The following is a 26,666-nucleotide window of genomic DNA, read 5'->3' on the forward strand; positions in this document are numbered from 1 at the left end:
GAGTGCACGGCCTGTGTACCGGAACCGGTGAACACCAGTTCGTCGGGGCGGCACCCCACCGCCTCGGCGGCCGCCTCACGAGCCGCGTCAAGCAGCAACCGGGCCCGCCGCCCTTCCCGGTAGAGGCGCGCGGGATCGGCCCACCCCTCGTCGAGCGAGGCCTGGAGTGCCTGCCGGGCGACAGGATGAAGAGGAGCAGCAGAAGCAGCGTCGAAGTAAGCCACACGGCAACGCTATTCCTCCGGCCGGTGAAAAGGGGCGCGGGGAACTGCGCGATCAGCCACGACAAACCCGCAGTCGCAATACAAGGCGAACCCCCGAGCTCCCAGGCGCCCCCCAACACCCGCCAGAAAGCCGCCCGCAGTAGGGCAACCCACCCCTCCGGTCCGACCTGCGGCGCGTTGCGCCCCCCTCCCCGCAAGCCGCCGGACGGCGTCCAGTAGGGTTTGGTCCGCATAAACATCCAAACCCCTGCCCGTCGCGGGGCGGCGACCGACCAGCGAGAAGGCCGCAGCCTGACCTGCGCGGGCGAGACTCTCGGGAAGGCGCTACGTGAGTCCCAACGGCTCCGACCGCTCGCCGCGGCGCCCGATGCGGCGGAAGCTGCTGCAGGCACTGACTGCGGGCCTGGTCCTGGCGACAGCCACCGGTTGCTCGTACAACTGGGAAGACTTCCCCCGCCTTGGTATGCCCACCCCGACCACGGAAGAGGCTCCGCGGATCCTCTCCCTGTGGCAGGGTTCCTGGGCGGCTGCGCTCGCCGTTGGCGTGCTGGTGTGGGGCCTGATCCTGTGGAGCGCCATGTTCCACCGGCGCAGCCGCACCAAGGTCGAGGTTCCCCCGCAGACCCGGTACAACATGCCCATCGAGGCGCTGTACACGGTCGTCCCGCTGATCATCGTCTCGGTGCTCTTCTACTTCACCGCGCGCGACGAGACGGAGCTCCTCGACACGTCGAAGAAGCCCGACGTCACGGTCAACGTGGTCGGCTTCCAGTGGAGCTGGTGCTTCAACTACATCGAGAACGTCGACGGTTCCACCGGTGACGCGAAGACCGACGAGAACCTGGACGCGGTCCCGAACAAGTGGAAGAACCAGTTCCCGGACAACGCGGGCGGCGTCTACACCTGCGGTACCCCCGGTGAGGAGAACCCGCAGACCGGCAACCCCGGCCCGACCCTCTGGCTCCCCAAGGGCAAGACGGTCCGCTTCGTCCTGACCTCGCGTGACGTCATCCACTCCTTCTGGGTGGTGCCGTTCCTGATGAAGCAGGACGTCATCCCGGGCCACACCAACGTCTTCCAGGTGACCCCCAACCGGGAGGGCACCTTCCTGGGCAAGTGCGCCGAGCTCTGCGGCGTGGACCACTCCCGGATGCTCTTCAACGTGAAGGTCGTGTCCCCCGAGCGCTACGAGCAGCACCTCAAGGAGCTCGCGGAGAAGGGGCAGACCGGATACGTCCCGGCCGGCATCGAGCAGACCGATAACGAGAAGGATCGGGAGGCGAAGCAGCTGTGAGCATCCTCAACGAACCCCAGGGTGCCGCGGCCGACTCGTACGAGAACGAGCTGCCCGTGCGGCGCCGGGAGCCCGGCAACGCCGTGGTGAAGTGGCTGACGACCACCGACCACAAGACGATCGGCACGCTGTATCTGGTCACGTCGTTCGCGTTCTTCTGCATCGGTGGCGTGATGGCGCTCTTCATGCGCGCCGAGCTGGCCCGTCCGGGCACGCAGCTGATGTCGAACGAGCAGTTCAACCAGGCGTTCACGATGCACGGCACGATCATGCTGCTGATGTTCGCGACGCCGCTGTTCGCCGGTTTCGCGAACTGGATCATGCCGCTGCAGATCGGCGCGCCCGATGTGGCCTTCCCGCGGCTGAACATGTTCGCCTACTGGCTGTACCTGTTCGGCTCGCTGATCGCGGTGGCCGGTTTCCTCACCCCGCAGGGCGCGGCCGACTTCGGCTGGTTCGCCTACTCCCCGCTGTCGGACGCGGTCCGCTCGCCGGGTGTCGGCGCGGACATGTGGATCATGGGTCTGGCCTTCTCCGGTTTCGGCACGATCCTGGGCTCGGTCAACTTCATCACCACGATCATCTGCATGCGCGCGCCGGGCATGACCATGTTCCGCATGCCGATCTTCACGTGGAACGTGCTGCTGACCGGTGTGCTGGTCCTGCTCGCCTTCCCCGTGCTGGCGGCGGCGCTGTTCGCGCTGGAGGCGGACCGCAAGTTCGGCGCCCATGTCTTCGACGCGGCCAACGGCGGTGCGCTGCTGTGGCAGCACCTGTTCTGGTTCTTCGGGCATCCCGAGGTGTACATCATCGCGCTGCCGTTCTTCGGCATCATCAGTGAGGTCATCCCGGTCTTCTCCCGCAAGCCGATGTTCGGCTACATGGGCCTGATCGCCGCGACCATCGCGATCGCGGGTCTGTCGGTGACGGTGTGGGCGCACCACATGTACGTCACGGGCGGCGTGCTGCTGCCGTTCTTCTCCTTCATGACCTTCCTGATCGCGGTGCCGACCGGTGTGAAGTTCTTCAACTGGATCGGCACCATGTGGAAGGGCAGTCTGTCCTTCGAGACTCCGATGCTGTGGGCGACCGGCTTCCTGATCACCTTCACCTTCGGTGGTCTGACGGGTGTCATCCTCGCGTCGCCGCCGATGGACTTCCACGTCTCCGACTCGTACTTCGTGGTGGCGCACTTCCACTACGTCGTGTTCGGCACGGTGGTGTTCGCGATGTTCTCCGGCTTCCACTTCTGGTGGCCGAAGATGACGGGCAAGATGCTCGACGAGCGCCTCGGCAAGATCACGTTCTGGACGCTGTTCGTCGGCTTCCACGGCACGTTCCTGGTGCAGCACTGGCTGGGTGCCGAGGGCATGCCGCGTCGTTACGCCGACTATCTCGCGGCCGACGGTTTCACCGCGCTGAACACGGTCTCCACGATCGCCTCGTTCGTGCTCGGCCTGTCGATCCTGCCGTTCCTGTACAACGTGTGGAAGACGGCCAAGTACGGCAAGCCGGTCGGCGTCGACGACCCGTGGGGCTACGGCCGCTCGCTGGAGTGGGCGACCTCCTGCCCGCCGCCGCGGCACAACTTCCTCACCCTGCCGCGGATCCGCAGCGAATCCCCGGCGTTCGACCTGCACCACCCTGAGATCGCCGCGCTCGAGCAGCTCGGGCACGGCGGCCACTCCGCCGGCGAGCTCGCGGGCAGCAGCAAGGAGGCCGGCAAGTGAAGATCCAGGGCAGGATGTTCATCTGGCTGAGCGTCTTCGTCCTCGCCATGGCGATCGTCTATGGCGTCTGGTCGAAGGAGCCGGCCGGTACCACGGCACTCTTCCTCGCCTTCGGCCTGTGCATCATGATCGGCTACTACCTGGCCTTCACGGCCCGGCGGGTCGACGTGGGTGCCCAGGACAACAAGGAGGCCGACGTCGCGGACGACTCCGGCGAGGTGGGCTTCTTCAGCCCGCACAGCTGGCAGCCGCTGTCCCTGGCCGTCGGTGGCGCGCTCGCCTTCATGGGCGTCGTCTTCGGCTGGTGGCTGCTGTACTTCTCGGCCCCGATCATCCTGGTCGGTCTGTGGGGCTGGGTTTTCGAGTACTACCGCGGTGAGAACCAGAACCAGTAACACGCGCTGAGCGCAAGGGAGCCCGGACACTCCATCTGGAGGTCCGGGCTCCCCCCTTTTGCCGCACCGGGATCCCCCGAACGGACTACTCGCCGTGCCACCGCCGGGGCCCGTTCTTAGCGTGAGCCCATGAGCCAATCTCCGCGAATACACACGATCGCCGGCCGCACCCTGCCGGTGCTCACCCTCGGCATAGCCGTCGCCGCCTGCGGCTCCGGCGGCCACCCGCTCTCCGCCACGCCGTACGACGCGACGGACCAGGTCTCGTTGAACACCCCCATCGGCGAGGGCCGCAGAGCCGATCCGGACCAGCCCCTGGAGATCACGGCCAAGGACGACGGCCGGATCACCGACGTCACGGCCGTGGACGCGACAGGACGGTACGTCGCGGGCGAACTCTCCGCCGACGGCACCCGCTGGCACAGCACCTCACCGCTCGCCGCGAACGCCCGCTACACGGTCCATGTGAGCACGGAGGACGGTGACGGAGCCCCCGGCCGCAGGATGCTCACCCTCCACACCGGAAAACCCGCCACCCAGAAGAAGCTGAACGTCACCTTCGGGCCCAAGGCGGGGACATACGGCGTCGGTCAGCCCGTCACCGCCGAACTCAGCGCCCCCGTCAAGGACAGCGCCTCCCGGGCCGTCGTGGAACGCGCCCTCAAGGTCCAGTCGACTCCCGCCGTCGAGGGCGCCTGGCACTGGGTGGACGACAAGGAACTCCACTACCGCCCCAAGGAGTACTGGCCCGCCCGGGCCACGATCCAGGTGCGCAGCAACCTGGAGGGCATCAAGGTCGGCGACCGTCTCTGGGGCGGCCTGGCCAAACCCCTGACGCTCACCACGGCCGACCGGGTCGTCGCCGTCACGGACGCCGCCACGCACCGGATGACGGTCTACAAGAACGACCAGGTCATCAAGGAGATCCCGGTGACCACGGGCAGGCCCGGCTATGACACCCGCAACGGCGTCAAGGTCGTACTGGCCAAGGAGGGCACCGTTCGCATGACCAGCGCCAGCATCGGTGCCTCCGACTTCTACGACCTGCTCGTCCACCACTCCGTCAGGGTCACCAACAGCGGCGAGTACGTCCACGCCGCGCCCTGGTCCACGGGCTCCCAGGGGTACGCCAACGTCAGCCACGGCTGCACGGGGATGAGCACCGAGAACGCCCAGTGGTTCTACGACACCGTGCGCGAGGGAGACCTCGTCGAGGTCGTCAACTCGGGCGGCGAGGCCATGCCCCCCTTCGGCAACGGCTTCGGCGACTGGAACCTCGCCTGGGACAAGTGGCGCGAGGGCAGCGCCCTGCTGGCCGGAAGCCCGTCCAACACCCGCCCCGACGAGCAGCAGGCCCGCCTACGCCCGCAGTCGGCCTGAGCCCCGCGCCCGGTCGCTCCCAGGGGCGCGGGAACCGCGCGACAAGCCAACGACGAACCCGCGGCCGCCGCACAGCCGGACCGACCGAGCTCTCAGGCGCTCAAGGCATGACGCCGCAGAAGACCGGCAAGCGCATCGGCGAACTCCACAGGATCCACCGGCGACGTGACCGCCGCGTCCGCCCGGCTCCACGTGGCCAGCCACGCGTCCTGGGGCCGCCCGATCAGCAACAGCACCGGCGGACAGTTGAAGATCTCGTCCTTGATCTGGCGGCACACCCCCATGCCCCCCATGGGCACGGCCTCCCCGTCCAGCACACAGACATCGATCCCACCCTTGTCCAGCTCCCTGATCACGGCCTCCGGAGTGGCGCACTCCAGGAACTCGACCAGGGGAACGTCCGGGGCCGGCCGCCGGCCGGAGGCCAGCCGCACCTGCTCGCGGGTGTTGGAATCGTCGCTGTAGACCAGCACCGTGGCGGTCGGCTGCATTGTTCCTCCGAGACGTCAGCGTCGTACGGACTAGGACCGATGCGCGGATGCTACTCCCTTGAACACCACGTCAACACTGGGTCGTCCGCCCCGGACACTCCGAACAGCACCCCCCGGAGTGAGGGCGGGATAAGCGACCGACATAATGTCGGTCGTGGCGACAGCAACGACAGTAGATACCGGGCACGCGCACCCGTCGGTCAACCGGCCGAACCTCACCAGCGTCGGAACCATCATCTGGCTGAGTTCCGAGCTGATGTTCTTCGCGGCCCTCTTCGCGATGTACTTCACCCTGCGATCGGTGACCGGTCCGGACTTCTGGACCGAGAAGGCCGACACCCTGAACTTCCCGTTCTCGGCGACGAACACCACGATCCTGGTGCTCTCCTCGCTGACCTGCCAGCTCGGCGTGTTCGCCGCCGAGCGCGGGGACGTGAAGAAGCTCCGGGGCTGGTTCATCGTGACCTTCATCATGGGTGCGATCTTCATCGGCGGTCAGGTCTTCGAGTACACCGAGCTGGTCAAGCACGAGGGCCTTTCGCTCTCCTCCGACCCGTACGGCTCGGTCTTCTACCTGACCACCGGCTTCCACGGCCTGCACGTGACGGGCGGTCTCATCGCCTTCCTGCTGGTCCTCGGCCGCACCTACGCGGCCCGGAGGTTCACCCACGAGCAGGCGACCGCGGCCATCGTCGTGTCCTACTACTGGCACTTCGTCGATGTCGTCTGGATCGGCCTCTTCGCCACGATCTACATGATCAAGTAATCGGGCTGCCGTCCGCGGCGGACCCATCGGCCGCGGCCAACCGATCCACAGCCAGAAGCATCGACGCAGAAGATCCTGACACCGGGGTAATCCGTGAAAAAGCTCTCCGCACGACGACGCCATCCGCTGGCGGCGCTCGTCGTCCTACTCATCGCGCTGGTGGCCTCCGGGGGGTTGTACGCCGCCTTCGCGCCCGCGGAAAAGGCGGCGGCCGACGAGACCGCGCAGTCCCTCGCCATCGATGAGGGCAAGAAGCTCTACGCCGTCGGCTGCGCCAGCTGCCACGGTCCCAGCGCTCAGGGCACCAGCGACGGTCCGCCCCTGGTGGGCGTGGGCGCCGCGGCCGTCGACTTCCAGGTCGGCACCGGACGTATGCCGGCCCAGCAGCCGGGCGCGCAGGTCCCCCGCAAGAAGGTCATCTACACCCAGGCGCAGATCGACCAGCTCGCGGCGTTCGTCGCGTCGCTGGGCGCCGGTCCCTCCGTGCCGACCGAGGAGCAGTACGACCCGACCGGCGCCGACCTCGGCAAGGGTGGCGAGCTCTTCCGCACCAACTGCGGGCAGTGCCACGCGGCCAGCGGCAAGGGCGGTGCGCTGTCCGAGGGCAAGTACGCGCCGACCCTCGAGGACGTCAGCCCGAAGCACATCTACGAGGCCATGCAGACCGGCCCGCAGAACATGCCGTCCTTCCCCGACACGGTGATGACGGAGAAGAACAAGAAGGACATCATCGCGTACCTGCACGCGGTCAACAGCGACGACACCGTGGAGCCCGGTGGCCTCAACCTCGGCGGTCTCGGCCCGGTGAGCGAGGGCCTGTTCGGCTGGGTCTTCGGTCTCGGTGCACTGATCGCCGTCGCCGTCTGGGTCGCCGCTCGGACCGCAAAGGCCAAGAAGTCATGAGTAGCCAAGAGAATCCCGAAGAGAACCTGCCCGCCCAGCACGGCACCGCGCACGGTGCCGTGAGCGTCGCGGACGAGAAGCACCCGTTCGCCGACCCGGGGCTGCCGCCCCACGAGCACCGCGTCCAGGACATCGACGAGCGGGCCGCCAAGCGTTCCGAGCGCACGGTCGCCCTGCTGTTCACGGTGTCGATGCTGGCCACCGTCGGCTTCATCGCCTCGTACGTGACGATCGACATCGACCAGTCGGCCTACATCTGGCCGATCGGGCACATCAGCGCGCTGAACTTCGCGCTGGGCTGCACCCTGGGCCTCGCCCTGTTCTGCATCGGCGCCGGCGCGGTCCACTGGGCCCGCACGCTGATGTCGGACGAGGAACTCGTCGACGAGCGCCACCCGATCGAGGCCCCGCCCGAGGTCAAGACCAAGGTCATGGCCGACTTCGCGCAGGGCGCCAAGGAGTCCGCGCTCGGCCGCCGCAAGCTGATCCGCACCACGATGTTCGGCGCGCTGGCCCTGTTCCCGCTCTCCGGCGTCGTCCTGCTGCGGGACCTCGGCCCGCTGCCCGGGACCGTCCTGCGGCACACCGGCTGGCGCAAGGGCAAGCTGCTCGTCAACATGAACACGAACGAGCCGCTGCGTGCCTCCGACGTCACGGTCGGCTCGCTGACCTTCGCCAAGCCCGAGGGCCTGGAGGAGCACGACCACGACTTCCAGACCCAGATCGCCAAGGACGCCCTGATGATCATCCGGATCCAGCCGGACGACATCAAGGACAAGCGCGAGCTGGAGTGGTCCCACGAGGGCATCGTGGCCTACTCGAAGATCTGCACCCACGTGGGCTGCCCGATCTCCCTGTACGAGCAGCAGACGCACCACGCCCTCTGCCCCTGCCACCAGTCCACCTTCGACCTCGCCGACGGCGCCCGGGTGATCTTCGGCCCGGCCGGTCACGCCCTGCCGCAGCTGCGCATCGGCGTGAACGACGAGGGTTACCTCGAAGCGCTCGGCGACTTCGAGGAGCCCGTCGGTCCTGCCTTCTGGGAGCGCGGATGAGCACCAACGAGAACAACGAGTCCCGCTCCCGCGGGAAGGCACCGGCCGGCGAGCGGATCGCCGACTGGGCCGACGGCCGCCTGGGGATCTACTCCCTGGCCAAGGCCAACATGCGCAAGATCTTCCCCGACCACTGGTCGTTCATGTTGGGTGAGGTCTGCCTCTACACGTTCATCATCATCATCCTCACGGGTGTCTATCTGACGCTGTTCTTCCACCCGTCGATGAACGAGGTCGAGTACCACGGCAGTTACGTCCCGCTCCAGGGACAGCTGATGTCCGAGGCGTTCAACTCGACCATGCACATCTCGTTCGACGTGCGCGGTGGTCTGCTGATCCGGCAGATCCACCACTGGGCGGCGCTGATCTTCATCGCCGGCATGATCGTCCACATGATGCGCGTGTTCTTCACCGGCGCGTTCCGCAAGCCGCGTGAGGTCAACTGGCTGTTCGGCTTCCTGCTGCTCGTCCTGGGCATGTTCACCGGCTTCACCGGTTACTCGCTCCCGGACGACCTGCTCTCCGGCACCGGTGTCCGCTTCATGGAGGGCGCGGTTCTGTCCGTGCCGGTCGTCGGCACGTACCTGTCGTTCTTCCTCTTCGGCGGGGAGTTCCCGGGCGGCGACTTCGTGGCCCGCTTCTACTCGGTCCACATCCTGCTGCTGCCGGGCATCATGCTCGGCCTCGTGGTGGCGCACCTGATCCTGGTCTTCTACCACAAGCACACGCAGTACGCGGGCCCCGGAAAGACGAACAACAACGTCGTCGGCATGCCGCTGCTGCCGGTCTACATGGCCAAGGCCGGAGGCTTCTTCTTCCTGGTCTTCGGTGTCGTCGCGGTCGTCGCGGCGGTCGCGCAGATCAACCCGATCTGGGCGTTCGGCCCCTACCGTCCGGACCAGGTGTCCACCGGCGCCCAGCCCGACTGGTATATGGGCTTCTCCGAGGGCCTGATCCGCATCATGCCGGGCTGGGAGATCAACTTCTGGGGCCACACGCTCGTCCTGGGTGTGTTCATCCCGCTGGTGGTCTTCCCGCTGGTGCTGGTCGCGATCGCGGTCTACCCGTTCATCGAGGCCTGGGTCACCGGCGACAGGCGTGAGCACCACATCCTGGACCGCCCGCGCAACGCGCCGACCCGCACGGGCTTCGGCGTCGCGTGGCTCACCCTGTACATGGTGCTGCTGATCGGTGGTGGCAACGACATCATCGCCACGCACTTCCATCTGTCGATCAACGCGGTCACCTGGTTCGTGCGGATCGCGGTCTTCGCCGGGCCGGTCCTCGCGTTCATCATCACCAAGCGCGTCTGCCTCGGCCTCCAGCGCCGGGACAAGGACAAGGTGCTGCACGGCCGCGAGACGGGCATCATCAAGCGCCTGCCGCACGGTGAGTTCATCGAGGTCCACGAGCCGCTCAGCCAGGAGCAGCTGCACACGCTCACCGCGCACGAGCAGTACAAGCCGCTCGAGATCGGCCCGGAGGTCGACGAGAACGGCGTCAGGCGCAAGATCAAGGGCTCCGAGAAGCTGCGCGCCAAGCTCAGCAAGGCGTACTTCAACGACCAGAGCCAGATCCCGAAGCCGACCGTCGAGGAGTACAAGGAGATCACGAGCGGCCACGGCCACCACTGATCGCTGCGCTCGCCACGCGCACGGCCGAAGGGCCCCGTCCGTTGTACGGACGGGGCCCTTCGTCATGGTCCGGGGTGGATAGGGTGGACCCCTGAATCTCGCGTTGGAGAGTCCCCGGTCGGGACATGAACCTGGAGCGGCTTATGAGCGCTGTGATCCCCGCTGGAGGCGACACCGCGGCGGGCCGCTCCTGGCCCGTGCTGCTGAACGGACTGCTGGACGGGCGCGATCTGACGTCGGATGACACCGCGTGGGCGATGGACCTGATCATGCGCGGTGAGGCGACCGACGCGCAGATCGCCGGGCTGGTGGTGGCGCTCCGGGCCAAGGGGGAGACCGTCGAGGAGATCGGCGGGTTCGTACGGGCGATGTACGAGCACGCCAACGTGATCGAGGTGCCCGGGGAGACGGTCGACATCGTCGGTACGGGGGGTGACGGCGCCAAGACGGTCAACATCTCCACGATGTCGGCGATCGTGATCGCGGGTACGGGAGCCAAGGTCGTCAAGCACGGCAACCGGGCGGCGTCCTCGGCGTCCGGGGCGTCGGACGTGCTGGAGAAGCTCGGTGTGAACCTGGAGCTGACTCCGGGTCGGGTGGCGGAGGTGGCCGAGGAGGCGGGCATCACCTTCTGCTTCGCGGTGAAGTTCCATCCGGCGCTGCGGCATGTGGCTGCGGCGCGGGGCCAGTTGGGGATCCGGACGACCTTCAACTTCCTGGGGCCGCTGACGAATCCGGCGAAGGTGAAGGCACAGGCGGTGGGTGTGGCGGATCTTCGGATGGCGCCGATCGTGGCCGGTGTCTTCGCCGAGCGCGGCAACTCGTCGCTGGTGTTCCGGGGGGACGACGGGCTGGACGAGCTGACGACGACGGCGACCTCGCGGGTGTGGGTGGTACGGGACGGAAAGGTCACGGAGGAGTCCTTCGACCCGCGTGACGTCGGCCTCGACCTGGTCCCTGTGGAGGCGCTGCGGGGGGCGGACGCGTCGTACAACGCGGATGTCGCCCGGCGGTTGCTGAACGGGGAGACGGGGCCGGTACGGGACGCGGTGCTGCTGAACTCGGCGGCGGCGTTGGTGGCGTTGGAGCCGGGCGCGGGTTCGCTGGCGGAGCGGATCCGGGCCGGGATGGCGAAGGCGGCGGAGTCGATCGACTCGGGGGCGGCGAGGGGCGTGCTGGAGCGGTGGGTGACGGCGAGTAACGCGTAGCGCGCAGGGTTTTTCTCGCCCCCGCCTGGGCTCCGCCCCGGACCCCGCTCCTCAAACGCCGGAGGGGCTGCATCTCCAGCCCGTCCGGCGTTTGAGGACGAGGCCCGTTCAGGGCCGAAGCGGGGGTCTGGGGGGCGCAGCCCCCAGTGATGGGACGGGTAGGGGCGGCGGGGGCGAAAACCTCCCGGCGTACCCCCACCGTCCGGCATCCGGACACGGGAGTTGCGCCCGCAAGATCGTGTGGCAAGATGCAAGACAGGTCATGAGCGACAGCCACAAGGCCCCGGCCGGCTGTCCGGCAACCCTCCGTCCGTGGCGGGGTGCCCCGGGTGAAGACCAGGTCGTAGGCGACAACGCCTACGGCAAGCGCGGACCCCTCGCACACTTTCGACAAGTGTGGGGCCAGGGGTCCTGGTCGTCGAGGGAGCCTTCCGTGAGCAAGCGAATGCGATAGGGCCGCAGAGCCCCGCCTCCGCGTATCCCCCTTTTCCGTGCCGCCATCGCCTCGGCGTGGAATTCCGTCTGCCCTCACGGGAGTTCACCCATGTCTGTCTCCACCCTTGCCACCACCCAGTCCATTTGCTCCCCGCTGCCTGTTCTGGGGCGAGATGTCACCGTCCCGCTCGTGACGGGCGGCGAAGTCACGTACGCCGCGCTCGACTACGCCGCCAGCGCCCCGGCGCTGCAGCGCGTCTGGGACGACGTGGCCGCCTACGCGCCGTACTACGGGAGCGTGCACCGCGGTGCCGGGTACCTGTCGCAGCTGTCCACCGATCTGTTCGAGAACGCCCGCAGGACCGTCGGGGAGTTCCTCGACTGCCGGGACGACGACCAGGTGGTGTTCACCCGGTCCACCACCGACTCGCTCAACCTCCTCGCCGCAGCGCTTCCCTCCGACTGCCGGGTCTTCGTTTTCGAGACCGAGCACCACGCCGCCCTGCTGCCCTGGCGGGACGCCCACGTCACGCACCTCGACGCCCCGCGTTCCCACGCCGAGGCCGTCGCCACGCTGGAGCGCGCCCTCGCCGACCGCGACCCCCACGGCCCCGCGCTCGTCTGCGTCACCGGTGCCTCCAACGTCACCGGCGAGCTGTGGCCCGTACGGGAGCTGGCCGCCGCCGCGCACGCCCACGGTGCGCGCATCGTCCTCGACGCGGCCCAGCTCGCACCCCACCACCCTGTCTCCGTACGGGAGTTGGACGTCGACTGGGTGGCCTTCTCGGGGCACAAGCTGTACGCGCCCTTCGGCTCGGGAGTGCTCGCGGGGCGTTCCGACTGGCTGCGCGAGGCCGAGCCGTATCTCGCGGGCGGTGGTGCGAGCAGGAAGGTCACCCGGCGTACGGACGGAGGCGTCGACGTCGAGTGGCACGACACCGCCGCGCGGCACGAGGCCGGGTCGCCCAACGTCATCGGCGCCTACTCCATCGCCTCCGCCTGCAAGGCCCTCACCGAGGCGGGGTTCGACACGCTCGTGGCCCGCGAGCGGTATCTGGTTCTGAGGGTCCGCGAAGGGCTCGCCGAGGTGCCCGAAGTCCGCGTCCTCTCCCTCTTCGGGGACGACGCCCCGCGCGTCGGCGTCATCTCCTTCGTCGTCGAGGGGTGGAACAGCTCGCACTTCGCCGCCGCCCTCTCCGCCGAGTACGGCATCGGTGTGCGGGACGGGCTCTTCTGTGCCCACCCGCTCGTGCGGACGCTCCTCGGCAGTGAGCCGCAGACCCAGGGCGAGTGCGGTGCGCCCGAGGCCGCGCCCGGGGAGAAGTCCCTCAACGCGATCCGGGTGAGCTTCGGTGCCGGTACGCCCGACGAGCACGTGGAGCGGTTCGTGGGTGCGGTGAAGGAACTCGTCGGCAGCGGTGCCCGGTGGAACTACCGTACGGAGGACGGGCGTTGCGTGCCCGACACCGCCTTCCCCGGCACCGCCTCGCCCGACACCTCCGCGTGAGCCGGTAGCGGCCCGTCGGCCCAGGCGCCCGCCGACAGCCGGGTGCCGAGCACGATCATTCTCAGGGCGCGCTCGGTCGCGTCCGTGAGGAGTTCCGTGGCCCGCGTCAGCGCCTCGGCCAGCGCCATCGGAGCCGGCAGGATGCCGTGGCAGGCGTCCACGCCCGGCACCTGGTGCGCGCCCTCGCCGAGCGTGCCGGCCAGGGCCAGCACCGGACGTCCGTGCAGCTTGGCGCGGCGGGCCACCTCGGCCGGGACCTTGCCGCGCGGCGTCTGGTGATCCAGGGCGCCCTCGGCGGTGACGACCAGGTCGGCGCGGGCCAGCCGGGCGTCCAGGTCGAGGTGGTCCAGCAGCACCTCGAAGCGGGGGAGCAGCCGGGCGCCCAGGGCGGCGAGGCCCGCACCCAGGCCGCCCGAGGCGCCGGTCCCCGGGCCGCCGTACAGGTCGGTGCCGGGGGCACCGAGGTCGCGGGTCAGGACGTACGCCCAGTTCTCGAGCGCCGCCGACAGCTGCTCCACCCGGGCCGGGGTCGCGCCCTTCTGCGGGCCGAAGACACGGGCGACCCCGCGTTCGCCGCACAGCACGTTGTACGGGTTGCAGGCGACGAGCAGTTCGACGTCCTTGAGACGGGGGTCGAGGCCCGACGGGTCGATGCGGTGGAGGCGGGTCAACTCCTGCCCTCCGGGCGGGAGTTCGAAGCCGTCCTCGTCCAGGAGCCGGGCTCCGAGCGCCTGGAGCGCCCCGGCGCCCCCGTCCGACGTACCCGAGTCGCCGCAGCCCACCAGGACGCGTCGTACGTCCAGGTCGAGCGCGGCGCGGAGGAGTTCGCCGACGCCGTACGTCGTCGTGGCGCCGGGGTCGCGGAGGCTGTGCGGGACCAGGGAGAGGCCCGCGACCGCCGCCATCTCGACGACCGCCGTGTCACGGGAGCCGAGCAGTGCGAAATGGGTGCCGACGGGCTCCCCGACCGGGCCCGTGGCGGGCAGGGCGACCAGCCGGCCCCCCGTCGAGGCGGCCAGCGCGGCGGCCGTGCCCTCGCCGCCGTCCACCAGGGGGATGAGATCGACCTCGGCGTCGGGCACGACACGGCGGACACCCGCCGCGATGGCGTCGGCGGCGGCCGGTGCGGACAGGGACTCCTTGAAACCGCTGGGGGCTACGGCGACACGGCTGAGCATGGACGGACTCCTAACGGGTGACGGGGACGCCGAGCAGCGGCCATACCGCGACGGCGAAGAGCAGGACGAGGGCGGCGGTCAGCGGCGCCAGGACGGCCGACAGGCGCAGCAGATCGCGCGGGGTGTACGTGGGCGTGCCGGGGATCTCGGCGAAGAGCGTGACCGGCTTCGCGGAGGCCGGGAGCGTGTGGCAGAAGCCCGCCGCCGCGGTGGACGCGAGGGCGGCCGCGACCGGGTTGACCCCGGCGCCCACCGCGGCCGCCACGACCAGGGGGACCAGCACCGACGAACGTGCCGAACGGGACTGGAGGACGAGGTGCGCCGCCGTGCTGAGCGCGATCACGACGGCCAGGAACACGGCCGGGGAGACGGCCGAGGGCAGTCCGGAGACCAGCCACTTCGCCGCTCCCGAGTCGGCGAGCGCGACCCCCATCGCCATCGTCGCGGCCATGAACAGCAGCAGAGACCAGGGGACTGTCCTCAGCGCGTCCTTCAGGCGTACGGTGCCGAGGGCCGGTGAGGACGCCACGACCGCGCCGATCAGCGCCACGACCGCGGGCGGCACCCGGTGGAGCGGTTCGGCGCACCACAGCACCACGACCGTGCCGAGCAGCAGCGCGCAGCGTGTCTCGGCCTGCGACCAGGGGCCGGTGACCGGGCGGTCGCTGTGCTCCTGGATCTGCTCGGCGGTGATGTGCACGGGACCCTCGCGGTCCGCGCGCCGGGTGGTCGTCAACAGGACCGCCTCGGCGGCCAGATGGGAGGAGACCACGGCCAGCGGCAGCCCCAGCAGCAGCCACTCCGTGAAGCCGATCCGGTCCCCGGTGGCCTCCCACAGCACCGACACGGTGATCAGGTGCGCACCGGCCCCGATCAGGGTCGCCACCGCCGACAACAGGATCACGGTCGGGAACAGCAGTGCCAGCATCACGACCAGCCGCCGCCGGTCGGCGAGCGCCCTGGCGAGGGCGAGGAACACCGGCAGCGCGAGGGCGGCCCGGCCCGAGGTGGCGGGCACCGCGAACGCCGTGACGACCAGCGCGGCCGTCGTCAGATGCGTGAGCTGCCGTACGGTGCGCGCCCCGCTGACCAGGAACGCCGCCGCCCGACCGGCGAGCCCCGTCCGGGTCACGGCCGCCGCGAGCACGAACGCGCAGATCAGCAGCCACACCGTGGAGTCGCCCAGGGTCCCGAAGAGCGTGTCGCTGCTGATCACTCCGGTGACCGTGAGCGCGAGTCCGGCGCCCAGCGCTATGTAGGTGTCGTCGATGGAGGTGGCGATCCAGGCACAGGTCGCCAGTACGAAGACCGCGAGCGTGAGACGGGCGCCGACGCCGAGTCCCGGGAAGGTGCCGGGGACGACGAGCGGTGCGCAGAGGGACAGCGCCACGCAGAGGGCCGCGGTATGACGGAGGCTCAGAGTCACGTCATCGAGGGTTCAGCCGGGCGGTGAGCGCTCGATGAGCCGTACATGAAGGGAACTTCACGCGGCGCGAGGGAACTTCACGCGGGCAACCGGTACCCCATCCCGCGTACCGTCTCCAGCCGCTCCGGGCCCAGCTTCTTCCGCAGGGCGCGCACGTACACGTCCACGATGTTGGAGCCCGGATCGAAGTCGTAGCCCCACACGTGCGACAGGATCTGCTCGCGGGACAACACCTGCCCGGGATGGCGCAGGAACAGCTCCAGGAGCACGAACTCGCGGGCCGTCAGATCGACCGTCCGCTCTCCCGCCCGCGCCCTCCGCGTCCGCAGGTCCAGGCTCAGCGAACCGGAGCGCAGCACCGTCACCTCCGGCGCCCGCGCCGCCGTACGCAATCGCAACCGCACCCGTGCCAGCAGCTCCTCGAAGCGGAACGGTTTGGTCATCCAGTCGTCGGCGCCGCCCTCCAGGCCGGCCACCGTGTCCCGTACGGAGTCGCGTGCGGTCAGCACGATCACGGGGACGGTCGACCGGGCCTCGCGCAGTTCGCGCAGGACCGTGAAGCCGTCGCGGCCGGGCAGGCCGATGTCGAGGACGACCAGATCGAAGCCGCCGGTCAGGACATACTCGTAGGCGCTGTCGCCGTCGCCGACCACGGTGGTCGTGAATCCGTTGGCGCGCAGGCCCTTCTCGACGAAGGAGGCGATGCGTTCCTCGTCCTCGACGATGAGAATGCGGTTCACGGGCCTGCCTCTTTGCCGGTCGCGTTCACGTGCGTGCTTCCTCCAGGCTCAGTACGAAGGTGGCGCCGCCGCCCTCGGTGTCGTGCAGGCGGACCCGGCCGCCGTGGGCCTCCGCGATCGCCCGGACGATCGACAGCCCGAGCCCCGCCCCCGAACCGCGGGCGCCGCGCCGGGCGGTCCCGCGCCGGAACCGCTCGAAGATCACGTCGGCGTCCTGAGGCTGGACACCGGGCCCCGAGTCGACGACGTACAGCTCGACGCCCGGGCCCTCGGCGCGGGAACCGATGCGGATGGTCTGCCCCGCCGTGGTGTGCTGTACGGCGTTCTGCGCGAGCTGGACCATCGCCTGGGTGATCCGCTGCGGGTCCAGCACGACTTCCGCGTCGGCGACTTCGGCGAGCTGCCAGTCGCGGTCGCCGAGCGTGCGGGCCTTGACGTAGACATCGGCGGTGAGTTCGGCGAGCTGGACCGGCTCCGGGGTGACGAAGTCCGGGCGTTCGGCCTTGGCGAGCAGCAGCAGGTCCTCGACGATACGGCTCATCCGGTCCAGTTCATCGGTGACCAGCCGGACGGTCTCCTCGCGCTCGGCGGGGTCGTCGCCCATCAGCTCCAGATGGCCGCGCACGATGGTGATCGGGGTGCGCAGTTCATGGCCCGCGTCGTCGACGAACTCGCGCTGGGCGGCGAACGCGCGCTCCAGCCGGTTGAGCATCGCGTTGAACGTCTCGGCGAGCGCGGCCACGTCGTCCCGGCCGCGTACCGGGATACGGCGGGTGAGGTCCTGCTCGGTGAGCTGCGCGGCGGCGGCACGCACGAGCCGTACGGGCTTCAGGATCCGGCCGGCCACCACCCAGGCGATGCCCGTCGTCATCAGCAGGGCGACCCCGGATATGGCGAGCAGGACGCGGAACACCTCGTTGGCGCGCTGCTGTTCACGCCCCGGATGGAAGGCGACCACGAACGCCGCGTCCGGTTCGCTGCCGTAACGGGCGACGGCGACCTTGGCCCAGCGGATCTCTCCCGCCGCCCGGTGCAGGGTGCCGGTGGGGTGGGGCGAGTCGAAGATGCGCCGCCGGGCGTCGGAGTCCTTGTGCAGGGGCAGGCCGACCGGGATCTCGCGCTGCTGGATGATCTGCGTCGGACCCCGGCCCGCCCGGCCCACCAGGCCGATCAGCTCCTCGTCGGGATCGGCGTTCTGCCGTTCCAGGAAGACCCGCAGCAGCCGCGCCGGGTCGGTGAACGGACGGCCGGTCTCGGGGTCGACGCCCCGTGACTGGAGGTTGGTGAACTCGCCGGCCTCCTGGGAGAGCAGTCCGTTGATCCGCTGGTCGGCGTCCCGCAGCAGGATCGAGCGGGTGGTCGTCGCCACCGAGGCCAGCGCGACGGCCATCACCAGCAGCAGCCAGAGCAGGATGTGGACCCGGGCGGAGACCCGCGGGGGCACGCGATCAGCCGTCGTCGCCGGGTCCGTCGTCCCCCGCGTCCCCGCCTCGGTCGTCGTCATCGTCATCGCTCGCGGGGCTGTCGGTCACCGGAGGCCGTGACACGACCTCGTCGGTCGGTGTCGGCGTCTTCTGGGGCCGGGTCGGCGTCGGAGTGGGGGAACCGCTGTCGAGCTCCACCTTGGGCGGGACCTTCGGCGGCTCCGGGCTGTCGGTGAGGGCGAAACTGGTCGCGGCGATCCCGAGGGGGATCACCACGACGGCGGCGAGGGCCGCGATACGGCGTGAGAAGACCATGGGCACGATCCTGCGCGGGGCGGGCGGAAGCGAGGATGAACCGAAGATGAGGAACTCTTCATCCAGGAACTCTTCCTCCAAGGGGGCCGCAAGGTACGGCCCTCGCAAGCGCCGCCCGAACCCCCGCACCGCACTCGGCGGCCGGCCACCCGTGACCCGCGTGAACAACCCTGCGGGTCAATGCGCCTAGCTGTCGAGCCCGATCGCGAACGCGGCCTCGAGGTCGTGCTGCGAGTACGCGCGGAACGCCACGTGCGTGTCCGTCGCCTCGACCCCGGGAATCTTGCTGATCTTGCCGGGGATGACATCGGCCAGGTCGTCGTGGGCCCTGACCCGGACCATCGCGATCAGGTCGTAGGTCCCCGTGACGGAGAACACCTCGCTGACGGAGTCCAGCGCGGCGATCGACTCGGCGATCTCGGGGATCCGGTCCACGCTGGTCTTGATGAGCACGATCGCGGTGATCACGGCTGGTTTTCTCCCTCGGGGCCGACGCTGGGGCTGTTCTGGAGGCCGGTGCTGGGCTCTCACCTTACTCAGCATCGCCGGGGCGGGTCCTTTCGGCCGGGGGCCTGGGGGCCGTCCCCCGGGAGGACACGGAACCCGGAGGGGCATACCGCACCCACGCGTAGGCGAACCCCAGCGCGAACCCCACGACGTGTGCCAGATAGGCGACCCCGGGACCCGGGGTGTCCCGGCCCGCCGCGAGCCACTGGAGCGTGACCCAGAACGGCAGGGTCACCCACGCGGGAAGGCGCAGAGGGAGAAAGAACAGGAACGGGAAGAGGCTCGTGACCCGCGCTTTGGGGAACAAGTAGAGAAAGGCGCCGAGGACCGCGGAGATCGCCCCGGACGCCCCGACCAGCGTCTGCGACGACGCGGCGTTCGCGGCCGCGTATCCCAGCAGGGCGAGGTATCCGCAGCCCACGTAGAAGAGGGCGAACTCGATATGGCCCATCCGCTCCTCGGCCATCGCCCCGAAGACATAGAGGAACAGCATGTTGCCGAGGAGGTGCAGCCAGCTCCCGTGGATGAACAGCGCGGTCACGGGGGTGAGCGCGGCACGCGCGTCGGCGCTGAGCAGTTCGACCGGTACGACGCCCCAGCGCCCGAAGTACGCCCGCTGGGCGGTGACCAGCTCGGCCCCGGTGCCGTAGGCGGCGTTCATCCCGGAGGCCGGGCCGATCAGGAACATCACACAGCAGAAGCCGATCAGCCCGTATGTCACCGGCGCCGACTGCCCCCGCACCGCTCGGTCTGCCAGCGCGCTCCACTTGCCGGTCATGCACAGAGCATGACGTAACGGGAGTGAACGGTACGGACCGCCTCGCCGTTGTGGCCGGGCAGGCGTCGAGTACCCGCCAGGCCGTAGGGTTACGAGCCACACGCACCAGGGAAACTGGCGCATCACGGAGACTGGAAGGAAGAGCGGCCAAGATGACGACGGTTCCCCCGCCGACGGACACCACCCGCTGGCGCTGCACGCTCTGCGGCAACCTCACGCGTTTCGACGTGACCCGCTCGTCGAAGGTCGTCGAGTACGTGCACCTCGATCTGGCCGGGGAGCCGAAGGTCGAGGAGCGCGAGGTGCTCAGTGAGACCATCGAGTCGGTCCGCTGCCGCTGGTGCAACGCCGTGGACCAGGTGGAACTCGTGGACAGGCCGGGCGCCGACTCCTGAGGGGAGCGGGCACGCACAGGTGATCCCTCCGGGGATCCCGCACAGGTATTGGGGTGACGATGGTGGAGACCGCAGGCGGGGGGCCGGGCGACGGCACCGCTGAGGCGCTCGACCGTCCCCTGCCCGAAGGCGTGCGCCGACGTGTCGTGCAGATCGTCGCCGACGGTTTCGGCGGGTTGACCCTCGCGGAACTGCCCACGCAGCTGAGGCAGTACGCCCGGTTCGCCCCGAACCGCCGGGCCAAGTTCGCGGGCAACGCCATGGCGGCGGCGCTGGAGGGCGACACCCTGTTCCGGCAGCGCATCGGGGAGCGCCTCAGAGAGGCCCAGCCCGAGCTCGCCGGCGCCCTCGACGCGGGCTCACCGCCACCGGCCGCGGACCCGCTGGACGTGGCGGCCGCGGCCTATGTGCTGCGCCCCACGGGCTGGGTGAAGCTGGTCACCGCAGCCGGCGAGGAGGCCCAGCGGGCGGACGCCGAGCGCCACGACGAGGAGAGCCGCGCGGAGCTGGAGCGGCTGCGCGCGGAGCTCGCGGAGGCCCGCGGCCAGACGAAGACCGAGACCGAGCGGCTGCGCGCGGAGCTGGAGACGGCCAGGAAGGAGGCCGAGTCCCTGCACCGCAAACTGCGCGCCGCGCTCAGCGACGTCAAGCGCGGCGAGGCCGCGATGCGCAAGGTGCAGAGCGAGGTCGAGTCCGTGCGCGCCGAGGGCCAGGCCCAGGTGTCGGCCGCCGAGAGCGAGACCCGGCGGCTCAAGGCGCGGCTCGGCGAGGTGGAGGCCACCCTGGAGGCCACCCGCAGGGCGGCGCGCGAGGGACGCAGCGTGGAGGACATGCGCGTACGGCTGCTCCTGGACACCGTCCTTGACGCGGCCCAGGGGCTGCGGCGGGAGCTGGCGCTGCCGCCGGTGTCCGTACGGCCCGCAGAGACCGTGGACGCGGTGGAACCGGGACGGATGACCCCGAAGGACATCGCCGCCCGCGCGCTGTCCGAGAGCGACCCCGCGATCCTGGACCAGTTGCTCGCGCTGCCGCAGGCGCATCTCGTGGTCGACGGCTACAACGTCACCAAGACCGGCTATCCGCAGATGCCCCTGGAGAAGCAGCGCCTGAGGCTGCTCGGGCAGCTCTCGCAGCTGGCCGCGCAGACGAACGCGGAAGTGACGTGCGTCTTCGACGGTGCCGAGCTGGCCGCGCCGGTGCTGCTCGCGCCGCCGCGCGGGGTGCGGGTGCTGTTCTCCAAACCGGGCGTCACCGCCGACGAGTTGATCCGCCAGCTGGTGCGCGCCGAACCGCCCGGGCGTCCGGTCATCGTCGCCTCCACCGACCGCGAGGTGGCCGACGGCGTGGCCAAGGCCGGGGCGCGGCCCGTGGCTTCGGCGGTGCTGCTGAAGCGCTTCTCGCGCGGCTGAGGCACATTCCCCGCAAAACGGGCCTCTCGCGAGGCCGCCCGATGGCTGGATCTCACCCCTCCTCCCGACCGCTTCTGAACGCTCGGCCTTTCCGGTCCGTACACCCCATGGATCACCTAAGCCCCAAGCGCAACGTACGAAGCGAAATGCCCGAATTGGCGAAACCTTCACGCAACGTAGCGTCAGGGCTTCGTCACCGCATGTGAGTTGAGGGCAAAGAATGCTCTCCATGACATAGATTTTTCACGTGAGGATTTGATCTGATCACAAGAAGGTCACTAGGGTCTGGCCACGCACCTCCGCTCGGGTGATCGCTCATGAGGAGTGACGGTGGAGGGGCACCGCCCACCGGCGTGTCGGTAGGCGGCTGGAGGAAGAAGGAGCTCGCCTCCGTGGCGTCCCACCGTCGACCGAAGCAGCCGAACCGCGCACGTGTGACCGTGCTCACCACCGCCGCTGCCGCTGCCGTGGCCCTGACCTCGCAGGCCGCGAACGCCGCGCCCAGCGAGAAGCCGAGCAAGGACGAGGTCAAGTCCAAGGTCGACAGGCTCTACGAAGAGGCGGAGAAGGCCACCGAGAAGTACAACGGGGCCAAGGAGAAGCAGGAGAAGCTCCAGAAGGAGATCTCCACCCTCCAGGACAACGTCGCCCGTGGCCAGGAGGACCTCAACAAGCTCCGCGAGGGCATCGGCCTCGCGGCCAGTGCCCAGTACCGCACCGGTGGCATCGACTCCTCCGTCCAGCTCTTCCTCTCCTCCGACCCGGACGACTACCTCGACAAGGCGTCCACGCTGGACCAGTTGAGCGCCCAGCAGGTCGAGTCGCTCAAGAAGATCCAGGAGAAGCAGCGCTCGCTCGCCCAGCAGCGCCAGGAGGCCTCCGAGAAGCTCGAGGACCTCGCCGACACCCGCGAGACCCTGGGCAAGAAGAAGAAGGAGGTTCAGGCCAAGCTCGCGCAGGCCCAGAAGCTCCTCAACTCCCTGACGGCCGCCGAGAAGGCGGCCCTCGACGCCGCCGACGAACGCGCCAGCCGCGAGAGCCAGCGTGACGCCCTCGGCGGCGGCGGTTCCGCCGCGAGCGGACGTGCCGCCGAGGCCTATGCCGCCGCCCAGAGCCAGATCGGCAAGCCGTACGTCTACGGTGCCTCCGGCCCCAGCTCCTACGACTGCTCGGGCCTCACCTCCTGGGCCTACGCCCAGGCCGGCGTCGCCATCCCGCGCACCTCGCAGGCCCAGGCCAGCGCGGGTACGCGCATCTACTCGCAGAGCGAGCTCAAGGTCGGCGACCTGGTCATCTTCTACGGCGACCTGCACCACGTCGGCTTCTACGCGGGCAACGGCCAGGTGCTGCACGCGCCCCGCACCGGCACGGTCGTCCGCTACGAGTCGATCAACAACATGCCGTTCCAGTTCGGCGTCCGGATCTGACCCCGGCGGTCTCCGCGACCCGAATGTCCCCGTAGCCCGGCCGGTCACACACCGTGATGGCCGGGCTCCGCTCTGAGCCCCTCCAAGATCGGCCGCCATACCGTCCGAACGGGCGAATTGCGGCAGCCCGCACACACCCCGTGCCCCGCTGATGACCTGGTTCTGAGGCGGGGCGTCACGCTGTGTGCCCGCCGAGCGCCTTTGGCCGGTGCGTGGTCGCACGGTTACTGTCTGGCCTCGTTTCCCGACATCGCGGAAACCGTCCATGCCAGCCAGTGAAGGGAGAGCGGCTTCCCGTGGGGTCCCACCGCCGTCTTGTACCGTCCGGGTTCGACCGGGGCGCCAGCGCCGCGGTCTGCGTGCTGTCCGCCGCGGCCGCCGCCTTCGGAGCCGTACCGGCCGGGCCGGCCTCCGCCGCGCCCACCGACGACACCCGTGCCGACGTGGACCGTCTCTACGAGCAGGCCGAGCGGGCCACCGAGGCGTACAACGAGGCCGACGAGCGTGCCGACGCGCTGCGCGAGCAGGTCGGCTCCGCACAGGACCGGATCGCCCGCAAGCAGGAGCGCATCAACCGTATGCGGGAGGCGCTCGGCGCGCTCGCGGGCGCCCAGTACCGCAGCGGCGGGATCGAGCCCTCGCTCACCCTGCTGCTCTCCAAGGACCCCGAGGACTACCTCGACAGAGCCGCCGCCCTCGACCGGATCAGCGCCCACCACGCCGAGGAGCTCGACGACCTCCGGCGCGCCATGCGCGACCTCGCCCGGCAGCGCGCGGGGGTCACCGGCAAGCTGGAGGAGCTGGAGAGGAGCCGCACGGCCGTCGCGCGGCACAAGCGCACCGTCGAGCGGAAGCTGGCCAGGGCCCGGCAGCTGCTCAACTCCCTCCCGGACGACGAGCGCGCCGCCTACGACCGGGCCTCCCGCACCGGCCGCGCGGACCTGCCCGGCCCCGGCACCGCCGTCGCGCCGGACGACCGCGCGGCCGCCGCCCTCGCCGCCGCCCGCTCCGCCCTCGGCAAGCCCTATGTGTGGGGCGCCAACGGGCCCGGCGGCTTCGACTGCTCGGGCCTCGTGCAGTGGTCGTACGCCCAGGCCGGTACGGGGCTCCCGCGCACCTCGCAGGCCCAGCGGCACGCCGGCCGCCAGGTGCCGCTGTCCGAGGCGCGCCCCGGCGACCTGGTCCTCTACCGGGACGACGCCAGCCATGTCGGCATGTACGCGGGCAACGGCCAGGTGATCCACGCCCCGTACCCGGGCGCCCCCGTCCGCTACGACCCCGTCGACATGATGCCGGTCTCCTCGGTCACCCGGGTCTGAACGGGCGTACGCCACGGGCCGCGGGCCACCGTACGATCGGGAAGGTGGCTGGTCGAAGGCGTGGTGCGGTGGGGGCGGTGCTGTCCCTGGTGTTCGCCGTCCTCGTGGGCTGTGGTGGCGGTCCCGCGCCCGACCAGGCCCGCGCCGACGTCCAGCGCGTACTCGACCGGCGGGCCGCGGCCGTGCTGGAGCGGGACGAGCCGGCGTACCGGAGGACCGAGGCGCCGATGTCCGACAGCCGGGACCAACTCGCCACCGGAATGGCCGAGTTCGCCAACCTGCGCGCCGTCCCTCTGACCTCCTGGTCGTACCGCCTGACCGGCTTCCAGCGCTCCGGGGACCGGGCGACGGCCGAGGCGGAACTCCACTACCGGATACGCGGATACGACAGGACCCCCGTCACGGCCGCCCGAGCGCTGACCCTGACCCGCGACGACGGCACCTGGTACGTCGCCTCCGACGAACCCGCGAGGAAGGGCACCGCGCAGCTGTGGGAGCAGGGCGCCGTCCGGGCCGTCCGCGGTGAGCGCAGCCTCGTCCTCGGGGTCGGGCAGCGGAACACCACCCTGCGCGGATACGCGGAACTGGCCGACCGCGCCGTACCCGCCGTGACCGAGGCGTGGGGCGACGACTGGGCGGGGCGGCTTGTGGTCCTCGTACCGGAGTCGCTGGAGGAGATGGCCGGGCTGCTCGGCGCCCCGGCGTCCGGGTACCGGGGGATCGCGGCGGTCACCACGGGGGAGGTGGGCGGCTCACCGAAGGCCCCCGCGGACCGCGTCATCCTCAACCCGGAGGCGTACGGCGTCCTCGGCGCCGCCGGCCGACAGGTCGTACTCACCCACGAGACCACCCATGTCGCCACCCGCGCCCACACGACCGCGGCCACGCCCCTGTGGCTCTCCGAGGGGTACGCCGACTGGGTCGGCTACCTGGGGACCGGGCGGACGGCGGCCCAGGTCGCGCCGGAGCTCCAGCGGGCCGTACGGGAGGGGCGCGCACCGAGCCGCCTGCCGGACGACGTGGACTTCGGATTCGACGGAGACTCGACGCGGCTCGCGCAGGCGTACGAGAGCGGCTGGCTGGCCTGCCGGATGATCGCCGGCCGATGGGGCGAGGCCCGGCTGAACGAGTTCTACCGGGCCGTGGGGGAGCACGAGAAGCGGGAGGGCGCCGTGGAGGACGCGCTGCGGGACGTGCTCGGGACGACACCGGAGCAGTTCACGGCACAGTGGCGGACGTATCTGCGCACGCAGCTGGGCTGAGCCTCAACCCGCCCGCTTCTGGCCCTCGCGCTGTCCATGGCGGTGCGGTGCGCGGTGCTCGTGCCGGCCATGCGGCGCGGTGCTCAGGAGGAGAGCGGCTCCTTGGTGCGGGCCGTCTGACCGGGGACCTGGGCCGGGGGTGCCGGGGAGGCCGTGCCCTGCCACAGTTCCAGGGCGGCGAGCAGGGTGGCCAGCACGAGGAGGCCGTTGCGGACGGAGAGCAGCAGGATGCCCAGCCAGTCGCTCGCGACGACGTGCGCGAACCAGACGGGGAACTCCAGCACCGTCACCAGGCTCGCGGCCAGGACGAGACACGCGGGTACCGTCATCCGGCCGGCCCGGAAGCACAGGCAGACCGCCGCGAGGCCGACCAGCCACACCATGTACTGCGGGCTGATGACCCGGCTCGTGGTCGTGAACATCAGCACCGCCACGAAGGCCGCCTCCGCGGGCGTGTGCGGCCCGAACCGCCTGGCGCGCAGCCGCCACACCACCAGCCAGCCGAACGCCACCGCGCTCAGCAGCAGGGCCGCCGTGCTCACGGCGGAGACGTACGGGCCGAGGAACTCCACCGAGCCGTAGTGGAGCAGCACCTCGCCCTCCCAGCCGAAGTGGCGGGCCACGTGGAAGACGAGCGCGCCCAGGGACTCGACCTCCGTGCCCCGGTCGCGCTGGAAGGTCAGGAAGGCGAAGGCGCCCGGCATCGAGAGGGCGAAGAGCGCGGCCAGCGCCACGGCGGTCACCGCGGCAAAGACCCATGCCCTGCGCCTGGCCACTCCCAGGAGCAGCAGCGCGGGCCACACCTTCACCAGCGCCCCGAAGGCCGCGAGCGCCCCCAGCACGCGCGGGTGGCGCGTTCCGGCGATGAGCGCGGCGACCGCCACCGCTGTCACCATCACGTCGTATCGGGCGTACACGGTCGGCCCGAGCAGCGGTACGCCCACCACCCACACCCAGGAGCCGCGCGGAGTCCCGCCGGGGCGTCTCCCCGCGTACCGCAGCAGGGCCAGGACCGTCAGGTCGGCGAGGAAGGCGAGCGCGAAGAACGCGGTCGCGTAGTCCAGGAAGGGCAGCAGCGCGGGGGAGAGGATCGCGAGCGCGGCGGCGGGCGGGTACTGCCAGGTCACGTCGTCCAGCGGATACGTTCCGGTGCGCAGGATCTCGTACCAGCCCTGGTAGATGACCGACACGTCGCTGGTGACGTCCGGGCCGGGGAACCGGAAGACCTTCAGCACGAAGAGCAGCAGGACGAGCCTGGTCGCGCCCCAGACCGCCAGGAGCCCGACCGGGAACCGCCGTGTGCCCGCCATGTCCACCTGCGTCTCTGTCCGTGGGGGTGCGTGTGGGTGCGTACGGGCCCGTGTGGCCCGTGGGACTCATGTGTGGGGACATGATGGCCTGTCCCGCTGTGAGACGCCTTGAAGCGCGGCCGGGGCCAGCTGTGGTAACGGCTCCCCCTGGCCC

At 70.3% G+C, this 26,666-nt stretch carries 24 protein-coding genes, 1 pseudogene and 1 riboswitch; of the genes and pseudogenes, 15 read left to right on the forward strand and 10 right to left on the reverse strand.

All coding sequences use genetic code 11. The features are described from left to right. Nucleotides 1-224: pseudogene (locus FNH04_RS09840) on the reverse strand (cysteine desulfurase); the annotation flags it as partial. 328 nt (nucleotides 225-552) lie between these two features. On the opposite strand from FNH04_RS09840, the gene ctaC reads away from it, so the two are divergent. The 4 genes from ctaC to FNH04_RS09860 all read left to right on the forward strand — a co-directional run bounded on the left by ctaC (nucleotide 553) and on the right by FNH04_RS09860 (nucleotide 5,023). Then, entirely contained in the window at nucleotides 553-1,518 is a 966-nt protein-coding gene (ctaC, locus tag FNH04_RS09845; RefSeq protein ID WP_322722832.1) for an aa3-type cytochrome oxidase subunit II, read from the forward strand. Further along, nucleotides 1,515-3,248 carry an aa3-type cytochrome oxidase subunit I gene (gene ctaD / locus FNH04_RS09850; RefSeq protein WP_322722833.1) on the forward strand — a complete coding sequence of 578 codons (1,734 nt, stop codon included), beginning with the start codon at nucleotides 1,515-1,517 and terminating at the stop codon, nucleotides 3,246-3,248. The genes ctaC and ctaD overlap by 4 nt, the downstream gene beginning before the upstream one ends. Further along, nucleotides 3,245-3,643: a cytochrome c oxidase subunit 4 gene (locus FNH04_RS09855; protein WP_322722834.1), complete on the forward strand. Its 399-nt coding sequence runs from the start codon at nucleotides 3,245-3,247 to the stop codon at nucleotides 3,641-3,643. The genes ctaD and FNH04_RS09855 overlap by 4 nt, the downstream gene beginning before the upstream one ends. A 129-nt stretch (nucleotides 3,644-3,772) precedes the next feature. Then, nucleotides 3,773-5,023, forward strand: coding sequence for a L,D-transpeptidase (locus FNH04_RS09860; RefSeq protein ID WP_152782435.1), 1,251 nt, complete (start codon nucleotides 3,773-3,775; stop codon nucleotides 5,021-5,023). Nucleotides 5,024-5,115: 92 nt separating this feature from the next. Here the strand turns inward: FNH04_RS09860 and FNH04_RS09865 are convergent, their stop codons facing one another. After that, nucleotides 5,116-5,514 (reverse strand): response regulator, encoded by a 399-nt coding sequence (locus tag FNH04_RS09865; protein ID WP_152782437.1) that lies wholly within the window; start codon nucleotides 5,512-5,514, stop codon nucleotides 5,116-5,118. 145 nt (nucleotides 5,515-5,659) lie between these two features. Between FNH04_RS09865 and ctaE the strand changes: the two genes are divergently transcribed. From ctaE to FNH04_RS09895, 6 genes are all read left to right on the forward strand, one after another. Beyond that, nucleotides 5,660-6,280, forward strand: coding sequence for an aa3-type cytochrome oxidase subunit III (gene ctaE / locus FNH04_RS09870; protein WP_152782439.1), 621 nt, complete (start codon nucleotides 5,660-5,662; stop codon nucleotides 6,278-6,280). Between the two features lie 93 nt (nucleotides 6,281-6,373). Then, on the forward strand, nucleotides 6,374-7,183 hold the full coding sequence (gene qcrC, locus FNH04_RS09875; protein WP_322722835.1) for a cytochrome bc1 complex diheme cytochrome c subunit: 810 nt from the start codon (nucleotides 6,374-6,376) through the stop codon (nucleotides 7,181-7,183). After that, a complete protein-coding gene (gene qcrA, locus FNH04_RS09880; RefSeq protein ID WP_152782441.1) occupies nucleotides 7,180-8,238 on the forward strand; it encodes a cytochrome bc1 complex Rieske iron-sulfur subunit in 1,059 nt (352 codons plus the stop codon). Before qcrC ends, qcrA begins: the two co-directional genes overlap by 4 nt. Beyond that, on the forward strand, nucleotides 8,235-9,872 hold the full coding sequence (gene qcrB, locus FNH04_RS09885; RefSeq protein ID WP_152782443.1) for a cytochrome bc1 complex cytochrome b subunit: 1,638 nt from the start codon (nucleotides 8,235-8,237) through the stop codon (nucleotides 9,870-9,872). Before qcrA ends, qcrB begins: the two co-directional genes overlap by 4 nt. Before the next feature lie 143 nt (nucleotides 9,873-10,015). Further along, nucleotides 10,016-11,080 (forward strand): anthranilate phosphoribosyltransferase, encoded by a 1,065-nt coding sequence (trpD, locus tag FNH04_RS09890; RefSeq protein ID WP_152782445.1) that lies wholly within the window; start codon nucleotides 10,016-10,018, stop codon nucleotides 11,078-11,080. A 258-nt stretch (nucleotides 11,081-11,338) separates the two neighbouring features. Further along, nucleotides 11,339-11,455: riboswitch (SAM riboswitch) on the forward strand. Between the two features lie 169 nt (nucleotides 11,456-11,624). Further along, a complete protein-coding gene (locus tag FNH04_RS09895; protein WP_152782447.1) occupies nucleotides 11,625-13,022 on the forward strand; it encodes an aminotransferase class V-fold PLP-dependent enzyme in 1,398 nt (465 codons plus the stop codon). Here the strand turns inward: FNH04_RS09895 and FNH04_RS09900 are convergent. The 7 genes from FNH04_RS09900 to FNH04_RS09930 form a co-directional block, all read right to left on the reverse strand. Further along, nucleotides 12,947-14,200 carry a glycerate kinase family protein gene (locus FNH04_RS09900; protein ID WP_152782449.1) on the reverse strand — a complete coding sequence of 418 codons (1,254 nt, stop codon included), beginning with the start codon at nucleotides 14,198-14,200 and terminating at the stop codon, nucleotides 12,947-12,949. The two genes, FNH04_RS09895 and FNH04_RS09900, sit on opposite strands and share 76 nt — an antisense overlap. Nucleotides 14,201-14,210: 10 nt before the next feature. Next, nucleotides 14,211-15,626: an SLC13 family permease gene (locus FNH04_RS09905; protein ID WP_322722836.1), complete on the reverse strand. Its 1,416-nt coding sequence runs from the start codon at nucleotides 15,624-15,626 to the stop codon at nucleotides 14,211-14,213. Between the two features lie 77 nt (nucleotides 15,627-15,703). Beyond that, nucleotides 15,704-16,366, reverse strand: coding sequence for a response regulator transcription factor (locus tag FNH04_RS09910; RefSeq protein WP_322722837.1), 663 nt, complete (start codon nucleotides 16,364-16,366; stop codon nucleotides 15,704-15,706). Between the two features lie 25 nt (nucleotides 16,367-16,391). After that, nucleotides 16,392-17,870: a sensor histidine kinase gene (locus FNH04_RS09915; RefSeq protein ID WP_194236615.1), complete on the reverse strand. Its 1,479-nt coding sequence runs from the start codon at nucleotides 17,868-17,870 to the stop codon at nucleotides 16,392-16,394. After that, nucleotides 17,815-18,105, reverse strand: a complete 291-nt coding sequence (locus tag FNH04_RS09920) for a small secreted hydrophilic protein (protein ID WP_152782451.1) — start codon at nucleotides 18,103-18,105, stop codon at nucleotides 17,815-17,817. Before FNH04_RS09920 ends, FNH04_RS09915 begins: the two co-directional genes overlap by 56 nt. A gap of 186 nt (nucleotides 18,106-18,291) precedes the next feature. Continuing rightward, nucleotides 18,292-18,573: an Lrp/AsnC family transcriptional regulator gene (locus FNH04_RS09925; RefSeq protein WP_322722838.1), complete on the reverse strand. Its 282-nt coding sequence runs from the start codon at nucleotides 18,571-18,573 to the stop codon at nucleotides 18,292-18,294. 64 nt (nucleotides 18,574-18,637) lie between these two features. Continuing rightward, entirely contained in the window at nucleotides 18,638-19,390 is a 753-nt protein-coding gene (locus tag FNH04_RS09930; RefSeq protein WP_152782453.1) for a rhomboid family intramembrane serine protease, read from the reverse strand. A gap of 152 nt (nucleotides 19,391-19,542) precedes the next feature. Between FNH04_RS09930 and FNH04_RS09935 the strand changes: the two genes are divergently transcribed. From FNH04_RS09935 to FNH04_RS09955, 5 genes are all read left to right on the forward strand, one after another. After that, complete coding sequence (locus FNH04_RS09935) at nucleotides 19,543-19,785, forward strand: hypothetical protein (RefSeq protein WP_152782455.1); 243 nt, start codon at nucleotides 19,543-19,545, stop codon at nucleotides 19,783-19,785. Nucleotides 19,786-19,844: 59 nt separating this feature from the next. After that, a complete protein-coding gene (locus tag FNH04_RS09940; protein WP_152782458.1) occupies nucleotides 19,845-21,194 on the forward strand; it encodes an NYN domain-containing protein in 1,350 nt (449 codons plus the stop codon). A 392-nt stretch (nucleotides 21,195-21,586) separates the two neighbouring features. Further along, nucleotides 21,587-22,621, forward strand: a complete 1,035-nt coding sequence (locus tag FNH04_RS09945; protein ID WP_322722839.1) for a C40 family peptidase — start codon at nucleotides 21,587-21,589, stop codon at nucleotides 22,619-22,621. A 296-nt stretch (nucleotides 22,622-22,917) separates the two neighbouring features. Further along, on the forward strand, nucleotides 22,918-23,940 hold the full coding sequence (locus tag FNH04_RS09950) for a C40 family peptidase (protein ID WP_322722840.1): 1,023 nt from the start codon (nucleotides 22,918-22,920) through the stop codon (nucleotides 23,938-23,940). Nucleotides 23,941-23,984: 44 nt separating this feature from the next. Further along, nucleotides 23,985-25,202, forward strand: a complete 1,218-nt coding sequence (locus FNH04_RS09955) for a hypothetical protein (protein ID WP_322722841.1) — start codon at nucleotides 23,985-23,987, stop codon at nucleotides 25,200-25,202. An 83-nt stretch (nucleotides 25,203-25,285) separates the two neighbouring features. Here FNH04_RS09955 and FNH04_RS09960 read toward each other — a convergent pair whose 3' ends face one another. Further along, the gene (locus tag FNH04_RS09960) at nucleotides 25,286-26,512 is read right to left on the reverse strand and encodes a glycosyltransferase family 87 protein (RefSeq protein WP_152782462.1); all 1,227 of its coding nucleotides are present in this window, start codon (nucleotides 26,510-26,512) and stop codon (nucleotides 25,286-25,288) included. Between the last annotated feature and the right edge of the window lie 154 nt (nucleotides 26,513-26,666).

The organism is Streptomyces phyllanthi (assembly GCF_009377205.1).
In the GTDB taxonomy this organism is placed as follows: Bacteria; Actinomycetota; Actinomycetes; order Streptomycetales; family Streptomycetaceae; genus Streptomyces; species Streptomyces phyllanthi.